The 20,853-nt window shown below is 59.3% G+C and carries 17 protein-coding genes and 4 pseudogenes; 6 read left to right on the top strand and 15 right to left on the bottom strand.

The window, feature by feature from the left end; translation table 11 throughout:
- Positions 1–69: 69 nt before the first annotated feature.
- The 4 genes from V1289_RS15915 to V1289_RS15930 form a co-directional block, all read right to left on the bottom strand.
- The gene (locus tag V1289_RS15915; RefSeq protein ID WP_334397788.1) at positions 70–672 is read right to left on the bottom strand and encodes a LabA-like NYN domain-containing protein; all 603 of its coding nucleotides are present in this window, start codon (positions 670–672) and stop codon (positions 70–72) included.
- Between the two features lie 95 nt (positions 673–767).
- A complete protein-coding gene (locus V1289_RS15920) occupies positions 768–995 on the bottom strand; it encodes a hypothetical protein (protein ID WP_334397789.1) in 228 nt (75 codons plus the stop codon).
- A gap of 284 nt (positions 996–1,279) precedes the next feature.
- Positions 1,280–1,549, bottom strand: a complete 270-nt coding sequence (locus V1289_RS15925) for a hypothetical protein (RefSeq protein ID WP_334397790.1) — start codon at positions 1,547–1,549, stop codon at positions 1,280–1,282.
- A gap of 494 nt (positions 1,550–2,043) precedes the next feature.
- Positions 2,044–2,238 carry a hypothetical protein gene (locus tag V1289_RS15930; protein WP_334397791.1) on the bottom strand — a complete coding sequence of 65 codons (195 nt, stop codon included), beginning with the start codon at positions 2,236–2,238 and terminating at the stop codon, positions 2,044–2,046.
- A 201-nt stretch (positions 2,239–2,439) separates the two neighbouring features.
- Between V1289_RS15930 and V1289_RS15935 the strand changes: the two genes are divergently transcribed.
- Positions 2,440–2,772 (top strand): MerR family transcriptional regulator, encoded by a 333-nt coding sequence (locus V1289_RS15935; RefSeq protein ID WP_334407490.1) that lies wholly within the window; start codon positions 2,440–2,442, stop codon positions 2,770–2,772.
- Between the two features lie 57 nt (positions 2,773–2,829).
- Here the strand turns inward: V1289_RS15935 and V1289_RS15940 are convergent.
- Positions 2,830–4,051, bottom strand: a protein-coding gene (locus tag V1289_RS15940) for an ISAzo13 family transposase (RefSeq protein WP_442896015.1) whose coding sequence is annotated in 2 segments (ribosomal slippage) — positions 2,830–2,937 and positions 2,939–4,051 — 1,221 coding nt in all. Because the reading frame shifts where the segments join, the coding sequence is not laid out codon by codon here.
- Between the two features lie 440 nt (positions 4,052–4,491).
- Here V1289_RS15940 and V1289_RS15945 point away from each other — a divergent pair.
- Positions 4,492–5,047 (top strand): annotated as a pseudogene (locus V1289_RS15945) (thioredoxin family protein).
- Positions 5,048–5,182: 135 nt separating this feature from the next.
- Here the strand turns inward: V1289_RS15945 and V1289_RS15950 are convergent.
- The 6 genes and pseudogenes from V1289_RS15950 to V1289_RS15970 all read right to left on the bottom strand — a co-directional run bounded on the left by V1289_RS15950 (position 5,183) and on the right by V1289_RS15970 (position 10,138).
- The gene (locus V1289_RS15950) at positions 5,183–5,521 is read right to left on the bottom strand and encodes a hypothetical protein (protein WP_334397793.1); all 339 of its coding nucleotides are present in this window, start codon (positions 5,519–5,521) and stop codon (positions 5,183–5,185) included.
- A 281-nt stretch (positions 5,522–5,802) separates the two neighbouring features.
- Positions 5,803–7,737 (bottom strand): PAS domain S-box protein, encoded by a 1,935-nt coding sequence (locus V1289_RS15955; protein WP_334397794.1) that lies wholly within the window; start codon positions 7,735–7,737, stop codon positions 5,803–5,805.
- Positions 7,738–7,830: 93 nt separating this feature from the next.
- Positions 7,831–8,005: pseudogene (locus V1289_RS49745) on the bottom strand (IS256 family transposase); the annotation flags it as partial.
- A 473-nt stretch (positions 8,006–8,478) separates the two neighbouring features.
- Positions 8,479–8,850 carry a hypothetical protein gene (locus V1289_RS15960; RefSeq protein ID WP_334397795.1) on the bottom strand — a complete coding sequence of 124 codons (372 nt, stop codon included), beginning with the start codon at positions 8,848–8,850 and terminating at the stop codon, positions 8,479–8,481.
- Positions 8,851–9,094: 244 nt separating this feature from the next.
- A pseudogene (locus V1289_RS15965) lies at positions 9,095–9,376 on the bottom strand (transposase); the annotation flags it as partial.
- A gap of 93 nt (positions 9,377–9,469) precedes the next feature.
- Positions 9,470–10,138, bottom strand: a complete 669-nt coding sequence (locus V1289_RS15970) for a TetR/AcrR family transcriptional regulator (RefSeq protein ID WP_334397796.1) — start codon at positions 10,136–10,138, stop codon at positions 9,470–9,472.
- Positions 10,139–10,209: 71 nt separating this feature from the next.
- Here V1289_RS15970 and V1289_RS15975 point away from each other — a divergent pair, with 71 nt between their 5' ends.
- Positions 10,210–10,365: a hypothetical protein gene (locus tag V1289_RS15975; RefSeq protein ID WP_334397797.1), complete on the top strand. Its 156-nt coding sequence runs from the start codon at positions 10,210–10,212 to the stop codon at positions 10,363–10,365.
- A 16-nt stretch (positions 10,366–10,381) separates the two neighbouring features.
- On the opposite strand, the gene V1289_RS15980 is transcribed toward V1289_RS15975, so the two are convergent.
- Positions 10,382–12,340 (bottom strand): patatin-like protein, encoded by a 1,959-nt coding sequence (locus V1289_RS15980; RefSeq protein ID WP_334397798.1) that lies wholly within the window; start codon positions 12,338–12,340, stop codon positions 10,382–10,384.
- Between the two features lie 152 nt (positions 12,341–12,492).
- Positions 12,493–13,213 (bottom strand): annotated as a pseudogene (locus V1289_RS15985) (outer membrane protein).
- A gap of 111 nt (positions 13,214–13,324) precedes the next feature.
- Here V1289_RS15985 and V1289_RS15990 point away from each other — a divergent pair.
- The 3 genes from V1289_RS15990 (at position 13,325) to V1289_RS16000 (ending at position 16,141) form a co-directional block, all read left to right on the top strand.
- A complete protein-coding gene (locus tag V1289_RS15990; protein WP_334397799.1) occupies positions 13,325–14,419 on the top strand; it encodes a LysR family transcriptional regulator in 1,095 nt (364 codons plus the stop codon).
- Between the two features lie 505 nt (positions 14,420–14,924).
- The gene (locus V1289_RS15995; protein WP_334397800.1) at positions 14,925–15,161 is read left to right on the top strand and encodes an acyl carrier protein; all 237 of its coding nucleotides are present in this window, start codon (positions 14,925–14,927) and stop codon (positions 15,159–15,161) included.
- A gap of 821 nt (positions 15,162–15,982) precedes the next feature.
- Entirely contained in the window at positions 15,983–16,141 is a 159-nt protein-coding gene (locus V1289_RS16000) for a hypothetical protein (protein WP_334397801.1), read from the top strand.
- Between the two features lie 58 nt (positions 16,142–16,199).
- On the opposite strand, the gene V1289_RS16005 is transcribed toward V1289_RS16000, so the two are convergent.
- The gene (locus V1289_RS16005; protein ID WP_334397802.1) at positions 16,200–17,453 is read right to left on the bottom strand and encodes an efflux RND transporter periplasmic adaptor subunit; all 1,254 of its coding nucleotides are present in this window, start codon (positions 17,451–17,453) and stop codon (positions 16,200–16,202) included.
- Positions 17,450–20,641, bottom strand: coding sequence for an efflux RND transporter permease subunit (locus V1289_RS16010; protein WP_334397803.1), 3,192 nt, complete (start codon positions 20,639–20,641; stop codon positions 17,450–17,452). Before V1289_RS16010 ends, V1289_RS16005 begins: the two co-directional genes overlap by 4 nt.
- Positions 20,642–20,853 lie beyond the last annotated feature (212 nt).

The raw sequence follows: 20,853 nt of genomic DNA on the forward strand, positions 1-20,853 counted from the left end.
AGGCCATAGTTCACCACAATTTCTGCGAATGCTTCAGCAGCCCTGCTCGTTCGGGAGCGCACTACCGCTCTAATTCGACGAGCTCTCACGATGCCGCGCAAGATCGGGCGAGTAGTGGCGCAAGTCACGCGAGGCGGGGCGCTCCGTAGGGTCACGGCTGATGAAAGCCTGCAACTCAACAATGTCGACGAAGTCATCGGCTTGGCGGCGCAACTCATCCGAAACCATCGAAGGTTGGCTCGCAATTGTTGAGACCACTGTGACGCGGACGCCGCGACGCTGCACCGCTTCGGCCAGGATGCGGAAAGCACCATCCCCGGAGAACAGCACTAAATGGTCGATATGCTCCGCCAGCTCCATGGCGTGCACGGCCAGTTCGATGTCCATGTTTCCCTTCAGCTTCCGGCGCCCGGCGGCATCAATGAATTCTTTCGTCGCCTTGGTAACGACCGTGTAGCCATTGTAGTCCAGCCAATCGACGAGCTTGCGTATCGATGAATACTCCTGATCCTCGCTGATCGCTGTGTAGTAGTAAGCGCGCACCAAGCGCCCCCAGCTCTGGAACTCGTTGAGTAAGCGCTTGTAGTCGATATCGAAACCAAGCGCCGTCTTTGTCGCATGAAGATTGGCGCCATCTATGAACAGCGCGAGCTTGTCGGGCCGGAATAGCATATTGATACGATCCTTCCAGAGCCACAGTGCGCCGCATAGGGTGGCCGCATTACGGCACAAGTGTCCTCTTGGCTGGCAGTGATGTCCGCTTAAGTTCAAGTTAGCTTCAATTTTAAAAAAGGCAAGAGGAAAGCTTTTTGCACCGGCGCATTTTCCTGCGTTCGAAACGACGCCGTGTTGTTCAGTATTTTCAAAGTCATCTTCAGATCCTCCACCACATCGGAAACAGTTCGGTACATACGGCCATCCACACAGCCGTCGGATTTTGGCGCCTTGCGCGGGCGGGCGCGGGCCTCGGCGAGCGATATGATTTGAGCGGGCATTAGGCTTTCCTCATCACGTTTCGACTTGAAGGGCGCTGACCACCCGAATTCTTCGTCCCAGCGGGTTCAATATTTCTATCTTTTGGTTGGATTAGGCTGGAGGGATGCTTTCCATGTCCTCCAGCTCTACCGGCTCTACCTCGGCCTCATCGGATCCGTAGCCGGCGCAGGCGGTGCAGACGATGAGGTGCTCCTTGATCCGTCCGGAGAAGGGATCATGGGACACCGGCTCGGCGAAGTAGCCGTCGCCGCCGCAGGCCTCGCAGGGGATGATCGCAGCTCGGTCATAGCAGCCCCACCAGCCACGCGAGACCGAACGCAACGGCGCCAACGGCGACGAGGTTGGCGATGACAATGATGAAAGCATAGAGGGCAGGAGATAGCGGCCTCTTCTTCATCGGCAGCGTGATCTCAATGGGATCGATCGTCGGCGTGAGCGGCCTTTCCCATCGTCCGGACTCCAATTCGGTGAAGCCGTACTCGCGCAGCATCTTGCGGAGACCGGCGGCAGCCTTCGCGGCCGCCCACCGCTGGAGAAAGTCTTCGACCAACATCGATAGTCGATATCTAAGCTTCCTCATCGGTCGATCTCCAGGATCGGTACCGAGCCTCGCAGGGGACGATGCGCAGCTCAGGCAGTGTCTGTGCCACGGGCAGGATTCCGACGGCTAGGGATGATGCGGCGGGGGATCAGGCGGCGGGCAGTGCCGAGGAGGCCACTCAGAAGCCGCCCCCTCGGAGGGGGAAAATCAGCGTCGGCAAACCGCCAGTCGAAACCGAAGGTTATGTCCAAAGCCTGATAGAGGCCGTAGCGCTGGACGCGCTCACGGAGGGTGTTCGACACCTTCGGTCCCGATTTCCACCACGCATCGGCATCTTTAAGACGGTCACCTACAGTTCTCATTACCAGCTCCTTGGCTTTACCCGAATGCGGTACAGCGGCGTCACAGCAACCCCACCAGCCACGCGAGAACGAACGCAGCGGCGCCAACGACGATGCGGTTGGCGATAACAATGACGAGAACACAGAGGACAGGGAGCGGCATCATTAGAGGAGACCGATCAGGAGCAGGACCAGCCGGCCTACAGAGACGGCCACGACGCCCAGGGCAACCAGAATGATGAGAAGGTAGAGGGGAGCGGGATCGGATAGGCGGTAGCTCACGCCTTCGGGCTTCTTATGCATTTCGACATTCACCTCGGCTTGGCGGGGATCGGCGGCACAGGAGTGATGTCTTTTCAAGCTTAAGCTAACTTCAACTTTAAAACAAGAGGAACGTTTGCGCCGATGCACTTTTGTGCTACTGACAATTTTACCGCCAGTGCATCAAACGGGGTTTTGCAGTCCATGGATCTTCCCAACCGATCGCGAGCGAACCACGCGGTCCAGTACGTGTGCCCGGAATGGACTTGGCCCGCCGATGAGCTGATCCACATCCGCGAGATGTCCGAGCGCACCTCCGTGCCGGCATCGGCGCTGCGTTACTATGAGAAGCTCGGCCTGATCACGTCCGAACGCGAGACGAGCGGGAGCCAGCGCCGCTACAGCAAAGCGACTTTTTACAAGATCATCTTGATCACGCTCGCGCAGAGCGCGGGCTTCAACCTCGATGAAATCGCCGAGCAACTGAGGAAGCTACCGGATATCCATCCGTTACCGCCGAAGGTCTGGGGGCCGCTGCACAAGCTATGGGAGCGGCGCATCGATCAGCGCGTCGCCGAGCTTAAGCAATTGAAGATCAATTTGAGACGCTGCACGCGCGACGCCTCGCGCTGAGCGCTGCGACCGCTGGCCACAAGGGATCTCGTGAGGTCTTTAGGCATCGTCCGCAAACTAACGCTGCAAGGTGCGGGCCTTTGGGCTGATTGTATAATTCCATTCGCCGTGGAATTCATGGCGGGTGATGTTCACGGCGGCGAGTTCGTGGTCGGAGACCTTGATTGCCGGCAGGGTAGGTCGTGGGATCGAGCTGGCAACGGACCTTGAGACCGGTTTTTATAGTTGTCGCGCCGATCAGCTGAACGATCACCTGATGGCTGATCAGCGGCTTTCCACGCCAGTTGCTGGTGATGAAGGAGAAGAGGCGATGCTCGATCTTGTTCCACTTGCTGGTGCCTGGCGGCAAGTGACAGACGGAGATCGGGATATCGAGTTCGTCGGCCAGCTTTTGCAGCTCCAGCTTCCACAGCCGCACCCGTGAGCCGTTGCTGCCGCCGCCATCGGCAGTGATCAGCAGGCTTTTAGCCATGGGATAGCGCTCCCGGCCCATCGATTGCCACCAGCTTCGAATGGCGTTGGTTGCGAAAGCCGCGGTGTCATGGTCGATGCCGACACTGACCCAGCCGGTGTTGCCGGCAATGTCGTAGATGCCATAGGGGGCTCGCCCGAGTTCGGGAATGACGAAGTCGTGGACGCGCACTTCTTCGGGTGAACCCTTCGGCCGCCATTCCCGTCCGCCGTTTTTGAAATCGCCAACCAACTCCTTCTTCTTGGTATCGACGGAGATCGCCGGGTTGCCGGAGGCAAGCGCCTCTTTGACGCGATCGTTGATGTAGTGGAATTGGGCATCGCGATCGATATGGTTCGATCCCTCTCGCGTCTTGCGGTTGGCCTGCAAACTATAGTCGAGCTGGTGCAACAGCTTGCTGACCAGGGTGCGGCCGATCGTATGGCCCATGCGGCCCAAGCCCTCGGTAAGCTTGCGCAAGCTCTTCGAGGTCCACAACATCGGCGATTGCGGATCACCTCGCGTCGCCGGCTCGACCAGTGAGCGCAGATCATCGAGAAGACGCGGATCCGTCGTAATCAGGGGCTTACGTCCACCACCCGACCTGCGGATCCGTTCTGGATCAGGGTGCTCGCCACTGCGCAATTCCTCGAGCGCGCGCCCAATTGTGCTGCGAGCTACCCCAGTGGCCCGCGACACTGCGACGATGCCTCCGTGACCCGCCGTCAACGCCTCCGCCGCCACAAAACGCCGCCATCCGCGTTCGTCCAGCAAAGGATCGAGCGCCTCAAATCGCTGGCGGATGGCCGATTCATCAATCACACCCATATGCTACAAGCATCATGCCCGTGGGGGAATCCCACCACATGAAACCGCCAATAAACGCAGATTCACTTATTCGTGGGCGAGGCCTTAGCTGGATTCGACCCTTACGTTTACTCAACCGCCATTAGAGTTCGACCCGGTTCAGCCAGATCTAGTCGATCAACTTCGAAGAGAAACCAGATAGACTTACATCTAAACGGAAAGCAAGCGGCACGGCGATTTGCCCTCAGCGCTAATAATACGGCGGGCTCGATCTCTGCGCTTGCGCAATCATCATATCCAGCATGTTTCCGACCACGCTGCCTGCAACCTCAACGCTTCTTTCCACGTCGGCTGTCGGGGGGTAGACCGGAAATGACTGGCCTGCGGCTCGCGAGCAGGCTTTGGAAACTGTGCCCCGGCAGGCCGTCGTCAGCATATATTTGGACACAAGGAGGTGCGATATGGCGACAACAGCTACCCGAGGCGTTCTTGACACGACAGCGGCGGAGTTCCGGCTTCCAGCCACCGATGGCAAGACTTACGCACTGGACGACGTTGCCGGCGAAAAAGGCACGGTCGTCGTCTTCATCTGTAACCATTGTCCCTATGTCAAAGCGGTGATCGACCGCATGGTTTCGGACGCCCGCGTACTGATGTCGGAGGGCGTAGGCTTTGCAGCGATTTGCTCGAACGATGCGGCGAGCTATCCCGAAGACTCATTTGAGAATATGAAGCGCTTCGCGAAAGCTCATGATTTCCCGTTTCCATATCTCCACGACGAGATCCAGTCAGTCGCTCGAGCGTTTGGAGCGGTCTGTACGCCGGACTTCTTCGGTTACAATGCCGACCGCAAGCTCAAGTATCGCGGCCGGCTCGACGAAGGCCGCACAAACTCCGCCTCGCGCGGGGGCGCCCCGAGAGCTTGTCGAGGCCATGCGTGCGATTGCGACCACCGGTGTGGCGCCGGCTGACCAAAAGGCGTCTATTGGCTGCTCGATCAAATGGAAGGACGAATAAAGCCGAGTCCCGTCCTAAGCGCCCTACCGGCTACAGAAAGCGCCCCTTTTTGCACGTCGGCTACTCCTCTGCGTTACGGCCTTGCAGGCGAAACATCTTTCAAAAAGGTAGTGTTTCCGCTGCACTCTCTCGGCCCTACCCTCTCGCCCGTCGCAGCGCAGCTTCCAATCGTTCCCTTTCCTTCTCCCAATGGGCGTCTTCGGCCTGCGACATTTCCTCGAGAACTTCGATCTGGGTTTGGATGTCGGCAGCGTTCTTTTCGTGCTTCCGACGAGCAGCATCCAAGGAGCTATGCGCCTCGTCGACCGCTCGCTGCCGTCGCTCTCGTTCCTTTTGCCGGGCGGCCTCTTCCTTCGCGCGTTCGCGCTCGCGGCGCTCCTGCTCCTTCTCGAAAGCGAGCGCAGCCTTTCGGTCGGCCGCCTGGTCGGTGGCCTGCTTCGGATGCCTCTGCGGCTTACTCTGCAGACCAAGCATACCGCCTCATTGCCGATCCAGGCCAAGATTCGCGAACCAACACGGCTGCCTTGGCGAGGGCAGCCGTGTTGGGGTCTATATCCGACGATGCGATAAATCTGTCGAGCTTTGAGTCAGTGGTCCGCTACACCGCTAAACTCGCCATTTCGGAAGCCTCGCGAAGAGGCTGCCTAAACGAGAGGGAGCTGTCTCACAGATCTTCCCGAATTGCAGTCGCAACTCGAACGCATTGCACCAGGGCAGATCGTGATAGGAGATTGCCTGAAGCAACAGCTTCCTTTTCATGCGACGGGCAGAGCAACCTGAAACGTAGTGCCCACCCCGTCGTTCCGGCGAGCCGAAATCCTGCCACCGTGAGCTTCTACTATCGAACGACAGATCGATAGCCCCATGCCCAAGCCGCCCGATTTGGTGGTAAAGAATGGATCGAACAAATGCTCGGCGACCTCGGGGCTTATTCCGGTTCCGCAATCTGCCACTGTTACAATCAATTGGCCGCCGTCGTCCTTGCACGACCGGATCACCAATTCGCGCGACCGATCGACGACGGATTCCATAGCCTCAATTCCATTCATGATCAGGTTGATCATGACCTGTTGAAGTTGGACCCGATCACCTAAGGTCCTGGTTAGAGCTGGTGCCTCCTCCATCCGAACCGACACCGCATGGCTCACCAGTTCGCGCTGAACCAACGCGACAACCTCTTTTACGAGGTCATTGATATCGAGCGGCACCTTCTCAATATCGGTCTTCTTCGCGAGTGCCCGGATCCGCTGGATCACTTCGCTTGCCCGATTGCTGTCGTCAATAATCCGCTTCACCGAGCGGCGCGCCTCGTCCAGTTCCGGAGGTTCCCGGCAAAGCCAGCGGATACAGGCGTCGGCATTGGTGGTCACTGCGGTTAGCGGTTGGTTTATTTCATGGGCAATGGAGGCTGTCAGTTCGCCCAGTGTCGTTAACCTCATGACATGGGCAAGCTCCAACTGTGCCTTGCGCAGGTCACGTTCGGCCTGGTCCGCGCGATATGCTACCGAGATATCGCTTTCCACACCCCGATAACCGACAAAGTTGCCGCTTGCATCAAAAATCGGCTTACCGCTCGCTCGGACGTAGATCGAAGCACCAGTCCGATTTATGACGCGATAGACAAAATCTCGAAATGGAAGATGCGCGTCGAGCGTTGCCCGATGCTGCTGCCATTTTTCAGGCTCCGATTCGATGTCGGATGCAAACTCCCATCGAGGGTGACCAATCACACTGGAGGACGCGAGGCCCACGGCATTCGGGTGATCCATCATGCGTGTCAGCCGGTGATCCCGGTCTGATTCCCAGACCCAATACCAGTCTGACGCCGTTTCGACATAGTCCCGGAAACGCTGCTCGCTCTCGCGGAGCTTTTGCTCCGCCTCCTTTGCCGCTGTGATATCCATCACCGCACCTACGTACTCGAGGCCCGATGCGCTTCGGCTGGCTCGAGCTAATACGCGAGCGTATTTCACCGATCCGTCCGGCATCAGCAATCGGTGTTCGAAACTGAGATCCTTTCCGCTGCGGGATGCCAATTCGATAGTTTTTCGTGTAAAGGCACGGTCTTCGGGGTGGATACGCTGGTAGTTGCGTTCCCGTGTCGGCTTCTCCGTCGGATCAAATTGGTAGATTTGATAGGTCTCCCTAGACCAGATGACCTCGTTGGTGGCAGCATTCCAGCCAAAGCTACCCGTCCGGCTCAATTCCTGAGCCCGCGCCAAATAGGCCTCGTTCTGCTTAAGAGCATTTTCGGTCTGCTTGCGCTCGGTGATATCTTCGCAGGCAATTAGGATGAGAACGCGATCGCCACCACGTACACCTCTGGCGTTTTCGCGAACCCACAACACAGAGCCATTCTTCCTGACCTTTCGGACTTCCCAGGTGTGCGATCGATCAACAGTCCTGACGCAATCCGCGAAGCGGTTTCGCACAAATTCTCGGTCTTCCTGAAGAAAGGTGGTCAGCACTGATCGGCCAATCAAATCGGTGACCGAATAACCGAGTTGCGCAGCGCCCAAAGCATTCACGTTCAGGACCGTACCAACTGCATCGATCATAAAGTACATGACCGGGGTGTGCTCGAAGACTTCCCGCCATTCCCATTCGCTGGTGTGCGGATGATGCTTGCCGCGTCGCGGCTTGGCTTGCGCGGCTAAACCCCTGACACTCGTGGGCCGACTGCGCTTCATTGCAGACCCCCGGCTGGAGCACTGAGTAGAGCACTTTAGAAGAAGGTCGGCAATTGGGTTTCGGCCAGCGTCCTAGTAGCGTCGCCACTGATGGACACGCCTGTGGGCCGGGAACTTCATGTAGGCGAGCGATCGGCCCACCTCGTCCGGGAAGGCGGCGAGCCTGGGTGGCTTGGGGCGGAGCTGGTCGGCGACTCAGCGCCATTGCAGCCAAGAGCTTTCGGCGCCGTCATAAGCAAACGGCGGCTGCAAAGGCAGAGACGATGCGCCAGCACACGTCAGCCGAATGAGGCGGACGCCACCCCTTGTATTGTGCGGACGCCCGAAGCACAGGCACCTCAAGCCTGCGTGTCCACCGTTCCACCAAAGGCGCGAAGCGCACAACGAAGCCGAATATGCACTATAAGGGAAAAGCACCCCGAAATTATGCAGAATAGAGGACCAGGTCGGACTCGAACGGACGAAGCTTTCGCCGAAGCGAGAACCCGGAATCCATTCTGCGCAATGTACGTGGCCCAATGGATTTGCGCATCATGGCGCGCCCGCTTCGCGTCGCCCCGGAGGGACAAATGGATTCCGGGACGATCAACCGAGGTCATCGCGGGGGCATGTCGCGCAGGTCGCGCACGATATAGAGGAATATGATCAGCGAGGGCGCCCACGCCAGTATCCCTCCCACCAGCATCGCATCGACGGTCGTCATGGTCGCTCCTTTGGACGTCGCTCCCGCTGGTCGTCAGATCAATTTTTCCGTTGGGCCGCCGCCGGCTCCGGGGATTGGTGGAGGCATTTCCAATAGTTCCGGTTGCGCTGCAGCTGCCGCTTGTAGGCCTCGTGGCACTTGGTCGAGCAGAACTGCTCGAAGCACCAGCTGTGCCGGATCAGTCCGAAGGGACGCGCGCACTCGGGATTGCTGCAACGGTTGGTCATGACGCGGCCTCCGCGTTCGCTCGGCGCATCCGCCGAATGAAGTTCTCCTGACCCTTGTAAAGACAGAGGCGTCCGCGGATTGGACAAGGATACCTTCCTGGGGACTACCGACAGATATTGCTGAATTTCTCTCAATACCGAATTCGATAGACATGGGATTTTGTTTTGGCCGGTTTTCTTCATGCTACGAACTCAAGTCACCGGCCCCCGCGGCTTGCCAAGGTGAGCGCATGGAATACCGCTGGACAATTTTGCGAACGCCCGCCGGGGTGATGCCGCTCAGACCTTTGACCAAAAGCTAAAATGAGAGGCGCCCCGTCGATGCAGGCAAACCATAATAGGCTTCACATATTCGAACCCGCCGACTTAGCCAAAGCCAATGTTGCAAGGAATCAGGCGCGCGTGAGTTTGTTTGCTCGCAGGCCGGCATGGGGGCGGACATTGGGATCAGCTTTGCCAGCTTTCGGAGGTTCTGGACTGTGGCAGCGAGGAGGAACTCGTCTTGAGCACCGGACGGACCTCTCAGCCTGAGCCGGTCTAGCCGCAGGATGCGCTTGAGATGCGCGAACTGCATCTCGATCTTCTTACGTTCACGCCGCGACGTCACGTAGGTCTCGGTCTTGGCGATATCGCGCGCAACGTCTCGAGCGTTCTCGCAAATTGAACGCGGGACCTTGCGGGCGGGCATCTTCTGACAACAACGCGGCTTGGCATCGGCAGCAATCAGGCTGGCATCGACCGCAAAGGCAGCCCCGGAAAGTGGCCTGTCTCAACCGTCAAATTCGTAGATGTAAGCCGGACCTCAGCGAGGGCTCACGCCATTCAAGAAGAGTTTGACGGCAGCCACTCTGCGTTGTTCCTGAATCTTTGGACGGGTTGCGATGACGTGGAGTTTTTCGGTGTTCCCCAGCACAAGACTTAGGAACAGGTCGGCCGCAATTGCGGGGTCGTCGATCTTGATCTGACCGCGGTCGGCAAACTGCTGCAGCAGGGTTGCGATGGCCCGAACCCCACGCAGCCAACCTTCTTCATAACCGAGCTTTGCCACTTCCGGAAACTGGACGGTCTGTGCCGCAAGGGTTCGCCGCAGCATGACCACCTCAGGTGTCGAGGCGTGGGCCAGCAGGTGCCGGCTAAGACCGTGCAGCGTCCTCTCTACGCTCTTAGGGTTGACCTTGGCGGCCGCGGCCGCCGCTGATAGAGGAGCGAGCCGGCGTTGGATCGTGGCTCGCAGCACGGCCGTGAACAGATCCCGCTTGTCGCGATAACGTGCGTAGACGGTCGGCTTGCTCATGCCGGCCGTTACCGCGACCGCATCGATCGATGTGCCATCAAAACCGCGCTCCATGAACAGCTTTGTTGCGACGTCAAGCAAGCGCGCGTCACGCCGCACAGCCTCCTTGCGGGTGGGACGGCCGCCGCTCCCCAGTCGGGCAGGGCGCGTCGCCACAATAACTGATTCCTTCGCCATCCAAAGCCCCTTGTCAGCCTGCTGAAGTTGGATCACGCGAGACGCCCAACTTCGGGGGCGACTGGGCGAAATTGCTGCCCTATCTGCGCGTCGCGCTGATCCTCCTGATCGTCTATTGCATCTTTATCCAAGCGCCCGCGGCCGAGATCGGCGCTGCCTCCGGCTTGCCGCGCACGGCGATCTACATGGGCGCCATCACGTCGAATTCCACACGAAAATCCGAATAGCCGGCATTTTCTGCTGCTACAATTTGTCTATCTCGCTTCTCACTGTGGCCAACAGGCTCTCATCCAGGAGATGATGCTTTTCGGTATCTAGGATCGCTCGAAATGCGTCCCGCTTGAGCGCCCTGACGTCGATATCCGCCGACGCGCCCTCGACGGCCGCGGCGTCCGCCACGATATCGATCAGGAGCTCGGCTCCGTCGAGGCGACCCCAAAGATAATCGTGCTCGCGGCGGGATCTGCTAAAGAAGCCCGCGAAATGTCTTAGCTCCGCTCCCCTGAGTCGCGAGGAGCGTACCCCGTTCCGGAGCAGAACGGCATCTATCGGACTGATGCGATCGACGCGGATCTCCCGGTGCTCTTCGACGGCACGCCATTCCGATATCGGATACGTCCAGACGTCCCAGAATGGAAAGCCGATGTAGTAGACGAGCACCTCTTGCCGTAGAACCTTCGGCATCTCGTCGGCCATCGACAGGGCCACGATGTCGTCGACGGCCTGATCGACGTTCGAAAGATCGAATTCCTGACGGAGCTGCTCCATGACGTCGTCCATGTCTCGGTCCAGATCCTTCCGGGCCGCGACCGATGCCCCCGTCTTCCTGTAACCAGCGACGCGCAGCCTCGTTGCCAGCACTACGACGAGGGATCGAAGCGCCTCGCTGGCGAAATCGCCGGCTCGCAGACTGCGCAATCGTCCCAAGGGTGACTGAAAGCGGCTCTTCAGATCGTCGATTCGATCCGGCCTTACTTCCCCGAAGTCCGGCTCCTCCAACTGCGAATAGAGAAGATTCAAGCCCCGCATGACGAAGGACAGTCTGCGGCGACGGAACTCGGCATCGAAATGAAGCAGGAAGTCGATCCAGGGACGAGATCCCGATCCGTCCGCCATGGCGAGCGATCCTTCGGGAGGAATAGCGCCGCGCCGATCGGCCCACCTCAGAACCTCGTCGGAGAATCTCGTACGAATGGCCGAGGCCTGGTCAATCCGGCCGAGTTCGCAGATCAGTTCGACCAGGGAGTCGATGATAGCGAACGTTTTCAACCGCGCGTACACTTGGTAGGCGTAGCTCGCCTCCTTTGCGGCCAACGCGTTGGCGGCCTCCCGCCAATGCTCCACGGTGTAGCTGGGATCTCCCGTCGGCGGGACGTGGTCCGTCACCGTCGTGACGAAGCCGGCCAGTTCGGGATAGGACGCCTTCAAGACCTCGAGGATGCGCCGGGTGATCCTGTTGAACTCGTGGACCTGGTCGAGTGAGCGATGGATCGGTGCGTGCAAGGGAATTTCTAGGATCGCGCCTTCCAGGGTCCGTATGAAGTTTGGGATCTGCCCGTCCGGCGGCTGCGATGCTCGATCCGGATCCGGTTCGATGTGCACGACGCGCCTGTCGACGTCTCGATGAGCCGGTTGGTCTCTTATCATGTTGAGGACGGCGGAGAACGGTTTGCTATTTACGATGCTGCCATCCAATAACGATGCGCTTTCCGGATCCACGCCCGCGTCGATGTGATGCTTGAAGTTCGCAGCCATGAACTTCGCCCGATTTGGCCAGGTCAGCCCGCGCCTGGCAAGCAACCGGCTGAGGTTTGCCGGCTGGACGGGCGGGAATGCACCGGGAAAGCTCGATGTCGCGCGGGCGGCAAGTGCCAAGCCGGCGACATTGCCGTCGTCGAGGTCGGAGGGTTGATCAGGCCGATTGCGATACTTGAAGACCCAGGACAACTCGTGCTCCCGCTCCGAAATCCAGAGCGGTGTGTTGATTTTTAAGTCGCGCGGATATCCGAAGAAATCGGTGATGGATATGGCGAGATCGAGTGCATGACCCGGCGGAAGAAGGGAGGACGGTTGGTCGCCATGGCCGCACATCGCGCTCAGTCCATCGAATAGCAGTTCGAGGAATCTGTCCCCGTCGAAGGGCGGCTCGAGCCAGCGCGAGCGAAACAAAATCGACAAATTTTTCTGGATTTCGCGATCCACCGCCGGCCCCAAGCGACGCAAGCGGAATAGGGTCCAAAGGACCGGCCGAAGGAACCATTTGCTCCAGCGCCGCGCCCGCTGCGACGCGCCGCTCCGCGAAACCGGCGCAAGAACCCGATCTCTGATCTTCTATGCTTTCGGGTCAACGCAGTTCAATATCTCGCTACGACCGGGCCTCCCCCGTTGAAGCGGTAGTTCAGACCGCCCTTCACGGTGTGCTGGTCGTTGTGGGCACTGCCGAAAACGCCGAGATCGGGGGGGCGTGATGAAGCTGGTCTTTCCGAAGTCGTAGTACTGATATTCGATCTTGGCCGACCAGTTTTGAGCGAACATGTATTCGACGCCGGCGCCGACCCTTTATCCGTCGTGATGGCTGCCGTTGAGAGCGAAAGCCGCCGGCGCGCCGTTCAGGGTGAGAGAGTCGCTGTAATCGGAATAGGCGTAGCCGCCCTTGACGTAGAGCAGACCCGGACCCCATCTGTAGCCGATTCGGCCGGTCACCGAGCCGAGACCACTCTGGTTGCTGGTGTAGGCAAATCCGCCCGGAAAGGTGACGCCATTGCTGTTGCCGAGCCAGCTGAACTGGCCTTCGACGCCGACCACCCAGTTCTGCGCGAATTGATAGTCGCCGCCGATCTGCACGCCGCCGAGGAATTGTGCGTTATTGTCGGAGCTGGTGCCCGCGAAGCTGTTGTCCCCGGTGAAGGCACCACCGATGTGACCGCCTATGTAGACCCCGGTCCAGTTGTAAATCGGCATAGCCGCGTAGGCGGGAGCCTTGGTGTATGTGCGGGCCGGCAAGTCCGCGGCGAGTGCGGGCATGCTCGCGCCTAGGGTGATGAGGGCCGCAGTGGCAGAAAGGACCTTCTTCACGTTGCTCTCCATGAAATCGATTTCGACGATTCTCGTTTCCTCCGAAAAACATAGTGCCTCCCGTATAATTATGCTAATGCATACAGTTCAGGATCGTCATCAAGATGGCTCATGATGGACATCGATCTCAACCTGCTGCGGATCTTTGAGATCCTGTACGACGAGCGCCACGCCACCAGGGCGGCGGCTCGTCTTTTCCTTACGCAGTCGGCGGTCAGTCATGCGCTCGCGCGGCTCAGAGTCGTGCTGAACGATCCCCTATTCATAAAGATTCCGTCGGGCTTGCAGCCGACGGAGCGCGCGCATCAGCTTGCGCCGCGGCTGCGAGCGGCGCTGGCCGATATCCGCAGCGTGGTGGCGGCGCCGACGTTCGACCCGGCCAAGACCCGCCAGCGCTTCGTCATTTCGGCAGGAGCCTATTTTTGCATGCTGGTCGTTCCCAACCTGATCGCGCTCGCCCGCAAATCCGCGCCTGGCATAACCCTGCAGATCGTGAACATCAGAGCCGGCCTCGCTCAGGCGCTCGACCAGCAGCAGGTCGACATCGCGTTGGGCGCGTTCGACAAAGTTCCGCCCCGCCTCCGGTCGGAGGTGGTGTTTCGTGACGAGAAAGCGTGGGCGATCGGCGCCCATCATCCTCTCGCTAAACAACCGTTCGACCAAGCCGTCTTCCTCGCGTGGCCCCGCCTCTTCGTCGGCATCGGCACGGCCGTCGACAAGTCGCGCGAGCCGTCGGCGCGCAACGATCTTGTGTCTCGCATGATCCTGGAGGCGGACAACGAAGCGGGTACCCCTCGATTGGCTCAGCGGGCATCGTCGTCGATGATGGTCTACGATGCGACGACCGCCGTCGCCGTCACGGCCGTGACGGACATGGTCGCGCTCGTTCCGCGCCGCTACGCAGAAGCCTGCGCGAGTTCGGCGCGGATCAAAATCATCGACTTTCCTCGGGATCACGCGGAGACGATCGAATTCTCGATGCTGTGGCACAGCCGCGTACACGACGATCCCGGTTCGCTGTGGCTGAGGGCCCTCATCCGGGAGGCCGTCGAGCTGAGCTCCGAACCTAAGCGGCCGCCCGTGACCATGACTAGAGTTTCTGGAGGAGGCCTCAGAAAGAAAGCCAAAAAGGCGCCAGCTCGCAATGGAAGGTATAAGCCAAGGGCGTCTAGCGGCAAATCAGGATCGCGGGTCTCGCGCCGTTAGTTTTCATCGCCGGAAAAATCGAGCTCCGCCGCGATCGCGTCCCATGATGAACGCGCTTCATGATGGTTCCGATATTTAAGCATTACCATATTGAAACCGCGCGCTCTAATGATTGGCGGCAAAGACATAGGAGCGACCTCCAGCCACGTTTGGAGGGAGGCGACATACCACAGGGGACGGAATGAGCGGAATCGCAGCCGCAATTCTCGCACTTGACATTCGACCGAGATCGTCGTTCGCGCCGATCCCGATCGAAAGATTCGAGATCCTAGATTGCTCCGGAGCCTGATGAGCTTCGGCGCCGGCGTCCCGGTGCCGTGCCCGCAATGCTGAACGGCGCGATTTTCCTCGATCATCTTTTTCGCATCCCCCGGATCCGATTGGTGCGGCCCCCCACGATCACGCCGAACCCGCTCATTCAGAGCTATGAGCTGCCATGCCATCGTCGCGTGCACGCGACGGCGCCGCGCCTAGCGGGAAGGATCGTCTGATGGTGGGTCGAGCAATGGATGACCTTGATCGAATTAGGAACCTTTTCGTTCGGCATTTGGAAGTCGAGCCGCAGAAGGTGGTCGGCTCGGCGAGATTGAGCACTGACCTCGGCGCGGACAGCCTCGACAAAATCGAGCTTATGATGGCCTTCGAAGACGAATTCGGCTGCGAGATTATCGACGAGATTGCGGAAACGATCCTGACCGTCGGCGACGTTAGGAACTTTCTAGAGAGGAATGCCAAACGTTAATTCATGAATCCCGCTTGACCGCATCGGCGGTCGCCGATCAGGTGAGAGCGTTGTCGATGGCCGCAGCAAAACTGACTCTGCGTACCTTGGTCCCCCTTACCTTCGGCTCCCGAACGCTCGCTCAGCCTTTTCGTCAAGATCCCGAGGTCCGGCCTTCGCTACCGTGCAGATTGGCAAATTTCACGGGGTTCGACCGGAGTCATGAATGACATCGATGGCCAACATGACGAATTGGCATTCGCATAACCTGGTCGGACGAACCATCTCAGCATGCGTCGCTCTTGGAAACGAGCATGCGCAGATTCGATTCGAACCGGTCCTATACGATCCGAACCTTCTTCGACGCGCTGGTGCACTGTCCCGAGTGCCCATCATCGCGCCCAATGTCAATCGAGACGATAAAACCGGGGAGGTTCGGCGGCAGAGACGAGATCACATATCGATGCCAGCAATGCGAAGCAGAAACGTCGCGATTTGGCGACTAAGACGCGCGATCCGCTCGGCCTTACAGGGAGCATCTGTAAAATGAGAACGACCGCAATTCACGGGAAGTCGGAGGGCGACTCGACCGTCCCGGACGAAACAAACGCTTCATTGCAGAGCGCGCGGCCGCTCGCGCTCGGCGACCGAGTGCGAATGAGCGCATCGGGACGGAGGCTCCATCCCAAATACGGTAGGCGTGAGGGTCTAATCGTTGGACAAGGATCCCCGAGCGGTCGGCGCGTCAGATTCGACGGACTGAGGTCTGTCCAGACGATCCACATCGACTACCTGGAGAAAGTGGACGAGCTGTCGCCGGACCTTGAGTCTCGATGCTAACGATGAAGGACCACGAGGACCCGCATACCCGCGAGCCCACCCTTCTCGTCGATCGCCTGGATCTGCCGCTGGGGATTTCTCAGGAGGAAGCGGTGGCCGCCATCGACGATGTGCTCGGATCAATCGAAGACACCTGTCCGGAGTGCGAACCTGACACCTAGGCAGACTTGCGCTGCGAAGAAACGTGCCGAGCGGCTTGCAAATGTAGTGGACACCGCGTTATGCCCGCGGGCCTACGCGTACCTTGCTGCCGTCGACCAGATCAACAGCCGGATTGAGGATCACCTGGTCGTCCTGCTTGACGCCGCTGTTGACCTCGACCTCTTTCCCGAGGTCGCGTACGATCGTGACCTTGCGCAGATGCACTACGCCATTCTCCACCACTGCGACCTGCAGCCCAGCTTCATTGAAGATGATCGCATCCGCAGACACCTTGAAGCTTGGAGTCTTGCGCGGAATGTGGAGCTCGATGGTGCAGTAGATCCCGGGGCTAAGAGCTCCGTCGGGATTCGGGATATCGACCTCCGTCAGCAGGGTGCGGGACCCCGGCTGCAAGGCATTGGCGATCCGCGTCACCTTGCCTGGAAAGGTGCGATTCGGGATTTCGGGCACGTGCACCACGGTTTCGATGCCCGGCCGCAATCCGAACGCTTGGTCCTGCGGCACGAACACCTGGGTTCTGATCACATTGCCCTGCATGATCGTGAACATGAACGTGCCGCTGGTCGCGTCGGCTTGGACCAGGCTACCGATATCCACATTGCGCTGGGTAATGACACCCTGGAACGGCGCCACCACTCGCTGATAAATTTTCTGCTGATGCAGGACCTGCACCTGGGCTTCTTCCGCGACCACGTTGGCCTGCGCAACGGCGACCGCAGCCTCCCGTGCCTTGAGCGTCTGAGTGTCGATGGATCCTTGCTGGGCCGTGAGCCAGCCCTTGCTGACCAGCGAGCTGTCGCGATCCCACGTCACCTGTGCAAGCTCCCTGTTGGCCTCTGCCTGCTGCAGTGCCGCCTTGAGCTGTCCCAGCGTAGCCTCGGCTTGCGAGATCTGGTGATCGAGTTCGGGTGCCACAATCTCGGCCAGCAATTGTCCCTCCATTACCCTGTCGCCAATGTCTACTTCGCGCTTAGCGAGATAGCCGCTGGCGCGAGCGAACACGTTTGCGGCCGCGAACGCCGACGTGGTGGCGGGCAGACTGACAATTTGGATGCTGTCGCCGGGCTGTGCCGATACCACGCGGACCTCCGGGACCAGATCGCGGCTTTGCTCCGCGGTGGCGATCACCTGTCGGTGCTGCTCGTAGTGGTTCCATGCCCCGAAAGCCAGCGCTGTCACTAGAAGGAGCACCAACCCGAGAACAGGCAACCACCCTGTCCAACGGCGGCGACCGGCGCGGCGCGGCGCTGCACCAATTTTCTTGTCCGTCTCCAGCGTTCGCTCAATATCCAAAGGTTCGTGCAAGTTCATTCCAATACCTCATCAAACACACCGCGATGTGGTTTGCCGTCGTTACGTTTGCGCAGCAATGCGAACAGATACGGCACCAGAAATAGTGTGGTCGGCGTGGCGAAGAGCAGGCCACCGACAACCGCTCGTGCCAGGGCCGCGTTTTGCTCTTCGCCGGCACCGCCAATAGCCATCGGAATCATGCCGACGATCATGGCGGCCGCCGTCATCAGCACGGGGCGGATCCGCGTATGCCCGGCCTCGATGGCAGCTTGGAACGCGGTTTTGCCCGCAAGCTGTTGTTCCCGGGCGAACGTCACCAGAAGAATCGAGTTCGCCGATGCGACCCCCACCGCCATAATCGCGCCCATCAGCGAAGGCACATTCAGGGTGGTGCCAGTCACGAACAGCATGGTGACGATGCCGCACAGTGTCGCCGGCAACGCTAAGATGACAACGAACGGATCGCCGAAATTCTGATAGTTCACGACCATCAGCAGATAGACAAACACTGCGGCGAACAGCAGGCCGATGCCGAGATTAAGGAATGCCCCGTTCATGCTCTCGATCTGCCCGATCACCTGGATGGTGTTTCCGGGCTTGAGCTGCTTCTGCAGGTCGGTCACGATATTGCTGATGTCGCTGGAGACGCTTCCGAGATCGCGGCCCTGCGTGCTGGCGTACACCTCATAGACCGGCTGTATGTTGGCTTGGTTGGCGTTAGTCGGGATGTTCGCTCGCTTGAATGTCGCAACGTTACTCAGCAAACCGGGCACCGGGACATCGGTCAGAGATGAGGATAGCGAAGTGGAAACCGGCGTATTGCCGAGATCGCTCAGCGAACCGATCCTGTTCTCCGGTGTCTGGACCGCTAGAAAGTATGGGATTCCCGATTTCGGATCAGTCCAGAAATTCGGCGTGACCTGCTCGGATGAGCTCAGGCTGACATTGAGATTGGTGGCGATGGTGTTCGCATTCAGCCCGAGCTGCGCCGCCCGCGTGCGGTCGATAGTGGCATAGAACGCCGGCGCATCGACTTCCTGCTGCAGATGCGCATCCACGATTCCCGGTATCGCCGCGATACGCCGGCGCAACTCCCGCGCAACCCGCAGATTGTTGGCCCTGTCATAGCCGGCGGTACGCACATCGATTTGCGCCGGCAGCCCGAAATTGAGGATCTGGGTGACGATGTCGGCCGCCTGGAAGTAGAATGTATCTTCGGGAAATGTCTCGGGCAGCACCGTTCGCAGCTTGCGGACGTATTCGCCCGTTGCCGCGTGCCCCTCCTTCAGCGAGATCAGAATGAAGCCGTCGTTCACGCCGATGGTCGAGCCATCGGCAAACGCCAGATTGTAGGCCCTCGCCGGCAGCCCGATATTGTCGACTATCAATGCGCGATCGCTCTCGGGAATGATCTCGCGGATCTTGTTTTCGACCTCCTGGAAGTTCCGCTCGGTCGATTCGATCCGGGTCCCGGCTGGTGCACGAACGTGAAGCTGAATCTGTCCGCCATCGATGGCCGGAAAGAAGTCCCGGCCGACCAATGGGAACATCGCCCCTCCGAGGACTAGCAGCAGAACCATCGCGGTGGGAACTATGAACCGGTTCTTTAGCAATTCTTTGAGCGACCGCGAATAGGCGTGACGCATCGACTCGAAGCGTCGCTCGAACGCCGCATGAAAACGGGCGAACAAGCCCCGCGGAGTTCCCTCGGCTGGACCATGGTGTTCATTCTTGAGCAACAGGCCGATGGTGATCGGCGTCAGGGTGCGTGACAGACCGTAAGAGGCCAGCATTGCGAACACGACTGCCAATCCCAGTGGCGTAAACAAATATTTTGCCGGGCCGTCGAGGAACACCACCGAAGTAAAGACGCAGCTGATGGCAAGCGTCGAGACCAGCGTCGGCACGGCGATCCCGGCTGCTCCATGTAGCGTGGCTTGCGGCAGCGGCTGCCTTTCTTCCGTAAGCAGGCGGTGAGTGTTCTCGATCGTGACCGTCGAATCGTCGACCAGGATTCCGATCGCGAGTGCAAGTCCGCCGAGCGTCATGGTATTAATCGTATCGCCGAGGAAATATAGCGCGATCAGCGAGCAAAGAATCGAAAGCGGGATCGAGATCATGACGACGAGCGTCGATCGCCACGATCCGAGGAACAGCAGGATCATCAGCGCGGTCAGCGCGGCCGCGATCGCGCCCTCGCGTAGCACACCGATTACCGATTCCTTCACGAACACGGACTGATCGAACAATTCATGGATCTGCATGCCGGCAGGTGCGGCGGCGCGCGAGACCTGTAACGCCTTATGGACCGCGTTGACGACACTCAATGTCGAAGCGTTACCGTTCTTGATTATGTTGAGCAGAACCGATCGCCGACCGTTCTCCCTCACGACGTTCTGCTGCACCAGCCAGCCGTCGTGAACCTGGCCGACGTCCTTTACGAATACGGTTGCCCCGTTCACCACCTTGACCGGAATATTGTTGAGATCGTCGATGGTCGCGGGGGTCGCATTGGTCTGAACTGCATATTGCTTGTCGCCAATTTTTGCGGTGCCGGAGGGAAGCGTCAGATTCTGAGTATTGACCGCATTCACTACGTCAAGCGGGGTCAGCCCCTTGGCGAGCAGCTTTGACGGATCGAGATCAACCATGATCTGGCGATATTTTCCGCCCGCAGGCGTCGGAAGCGTGATCCCGGGTATCGGGGCCAGTTGCTGGCGGATTCGGTAGATGCCGTAGTCATAGAGCTGCTGCTCGCTGAGCGTATCGGAACTCAAGCTTATCTGAAGCACCGGGACGCTCGACGCATTGAATTGCACCACCGTCGGGGCTTGGATTCCCGGCGGCAGCGCCGAGCGGACGCTGTTGGTCGCAGACACGATCTGCGCTATGGCGAGGTCGAGATTGACGTCCGGCTGGAAGAAAATCTTCTGCACCGAGAGCCCGGCCAAGGACTGAGCCTCGATGTTCTTGATGCCGTTGACGCTCGTGCTGATCGAATACTGGCTGTAGGTGGTGACGCGCTGGTCCATCTCCGGCGTGCTAAGGCCGGTATAGGTCCAGATCACCGTCACGACAGGAATGTTGATCTCCGGGAAGATGTCTGTGGGCATCTTCCAGGATGCAACGACACCCAGAAAAATTATCAGGGCCGCCGCCACATAGTATGTGTGCGGAAAACGTAGAGCGAAACGAACGATGCCCATAGCCTATCCTTCCGATTCACGTGGCCGGACTTCGAGATCCGGAAGATACCGACGCGGGTCTCGCTCGCAGCAACCTGTGAGCTAAGCTGTAATTCGTAGCCGACTGCGGCGAAGTGCCCTGCCGACTCGTAACGTTCCCGCGGTGGTCGGTGCGCCAGACGACGGATTTTATCCTTGGGACCGGCGGGACCGCATTTCACCACGACGGCGCT

The organism is Bradyrhizobium sp. AZCC 2289, from assembly GCF_036924615.1.
Classification (GTDB): Bacteria; Pseudomonadota; Alphaproteobacteria; order Rhizobiales; family Xanthobacteraceae; genus Bradyrhizobium.

Bases quoted from the DNA above. Each gene is read 5' to 3' on its own strand.
- V1289_RS15915 (WP_334397788.1), bottom strand. From the start codon at position 672: ATGCTATTCCGGCCCGACAAGCTCGCGCTGTTCATAGATGGCGCCAAT.
- V1289_RS16005 (WP_334397802.1), bottom strand. From the start codon at position 17,453: ATGAACTTGCACGAACCTTTGGATATTGAGCGAACGCTGGAGACGGAC.
- V1289_RS15955 (WP_334397794.1), bottom strand. From the start codon at position 7,737: ATGAAGCGCAGTCGGCCCACGAGTGTCAGGGGTTTAGCCGCGCAAGCC.
- V1289_RS15990 (WP_334397799.1), top strand. From the start codon at position 13,325: ATGATGGACATCGATCTCAACCTGCTGCGGATCTTTGAGATCCTGTAC.
- V1289_RS16010 (WP_334397803.1), bottom strand. From the start codon at position 20,641: ATGGGCATCGTTCGTTTCGCTCTACGTTTTCCGCACACATACTATGTG.
- V1289_RS15950 (WP_334397793.1), bottom strand. From the start codon at position 5,521: ATGCTTGGTCTGCAGAGTAAGCCGCAGAGGCATCCGAAGCAGGCCACC.
- V1289_RS15960 (WP_334397795.1), bottom strand. From the start codon at position 8,850: ATGAAGAAAACCGGCCAAAACAAAATCCCATGTCTATCGAATTCGGTA.
- V1289_RS16000 (WP_334397801.1), top strand. From the start codon at position 15,983: ATGAAGGACCACGAGGACCCGCATACCCGCGAGCCCACCCTTCTCGTC.
- V1289_RS15970 (WP_334397796.1), bottom strand. From the start codon at position 10,138: ATGGCGAAGGAATCAGTTATTGTGGCGACGCGCCCTGCCCGACTGGGG.
- V1289_RS15935 (WP_334407490.1), top strand. From the start codon at position 2,440: ATGTCCGAGCGCACCTCCGTGCCGGCATCGGCGCTGCGTTACTATGAG.
- V1289_RS15920 (WP_334397789.1), bottom strand. From the start codon at position 995: ATGCCCGCTCAAATCATATCGCTCGCCGAGGCCCGCGCCCGCCCGCGC.
- V1289_RS15925 (WP_334397790.1), bottom strand. From the start codon at position 1,549: ATGTTGGTCGAAGACTTTCTCCAGCGGTGGGCGGCCGCGAAGGCTGCC.
- V1289_RS15995 (WP_334397800.1), top strand. From the start codon at position 14,925: ATGGATGACCTTGATCGAATTAGGAACCTTTTCGTTCGGCATTTGGAA.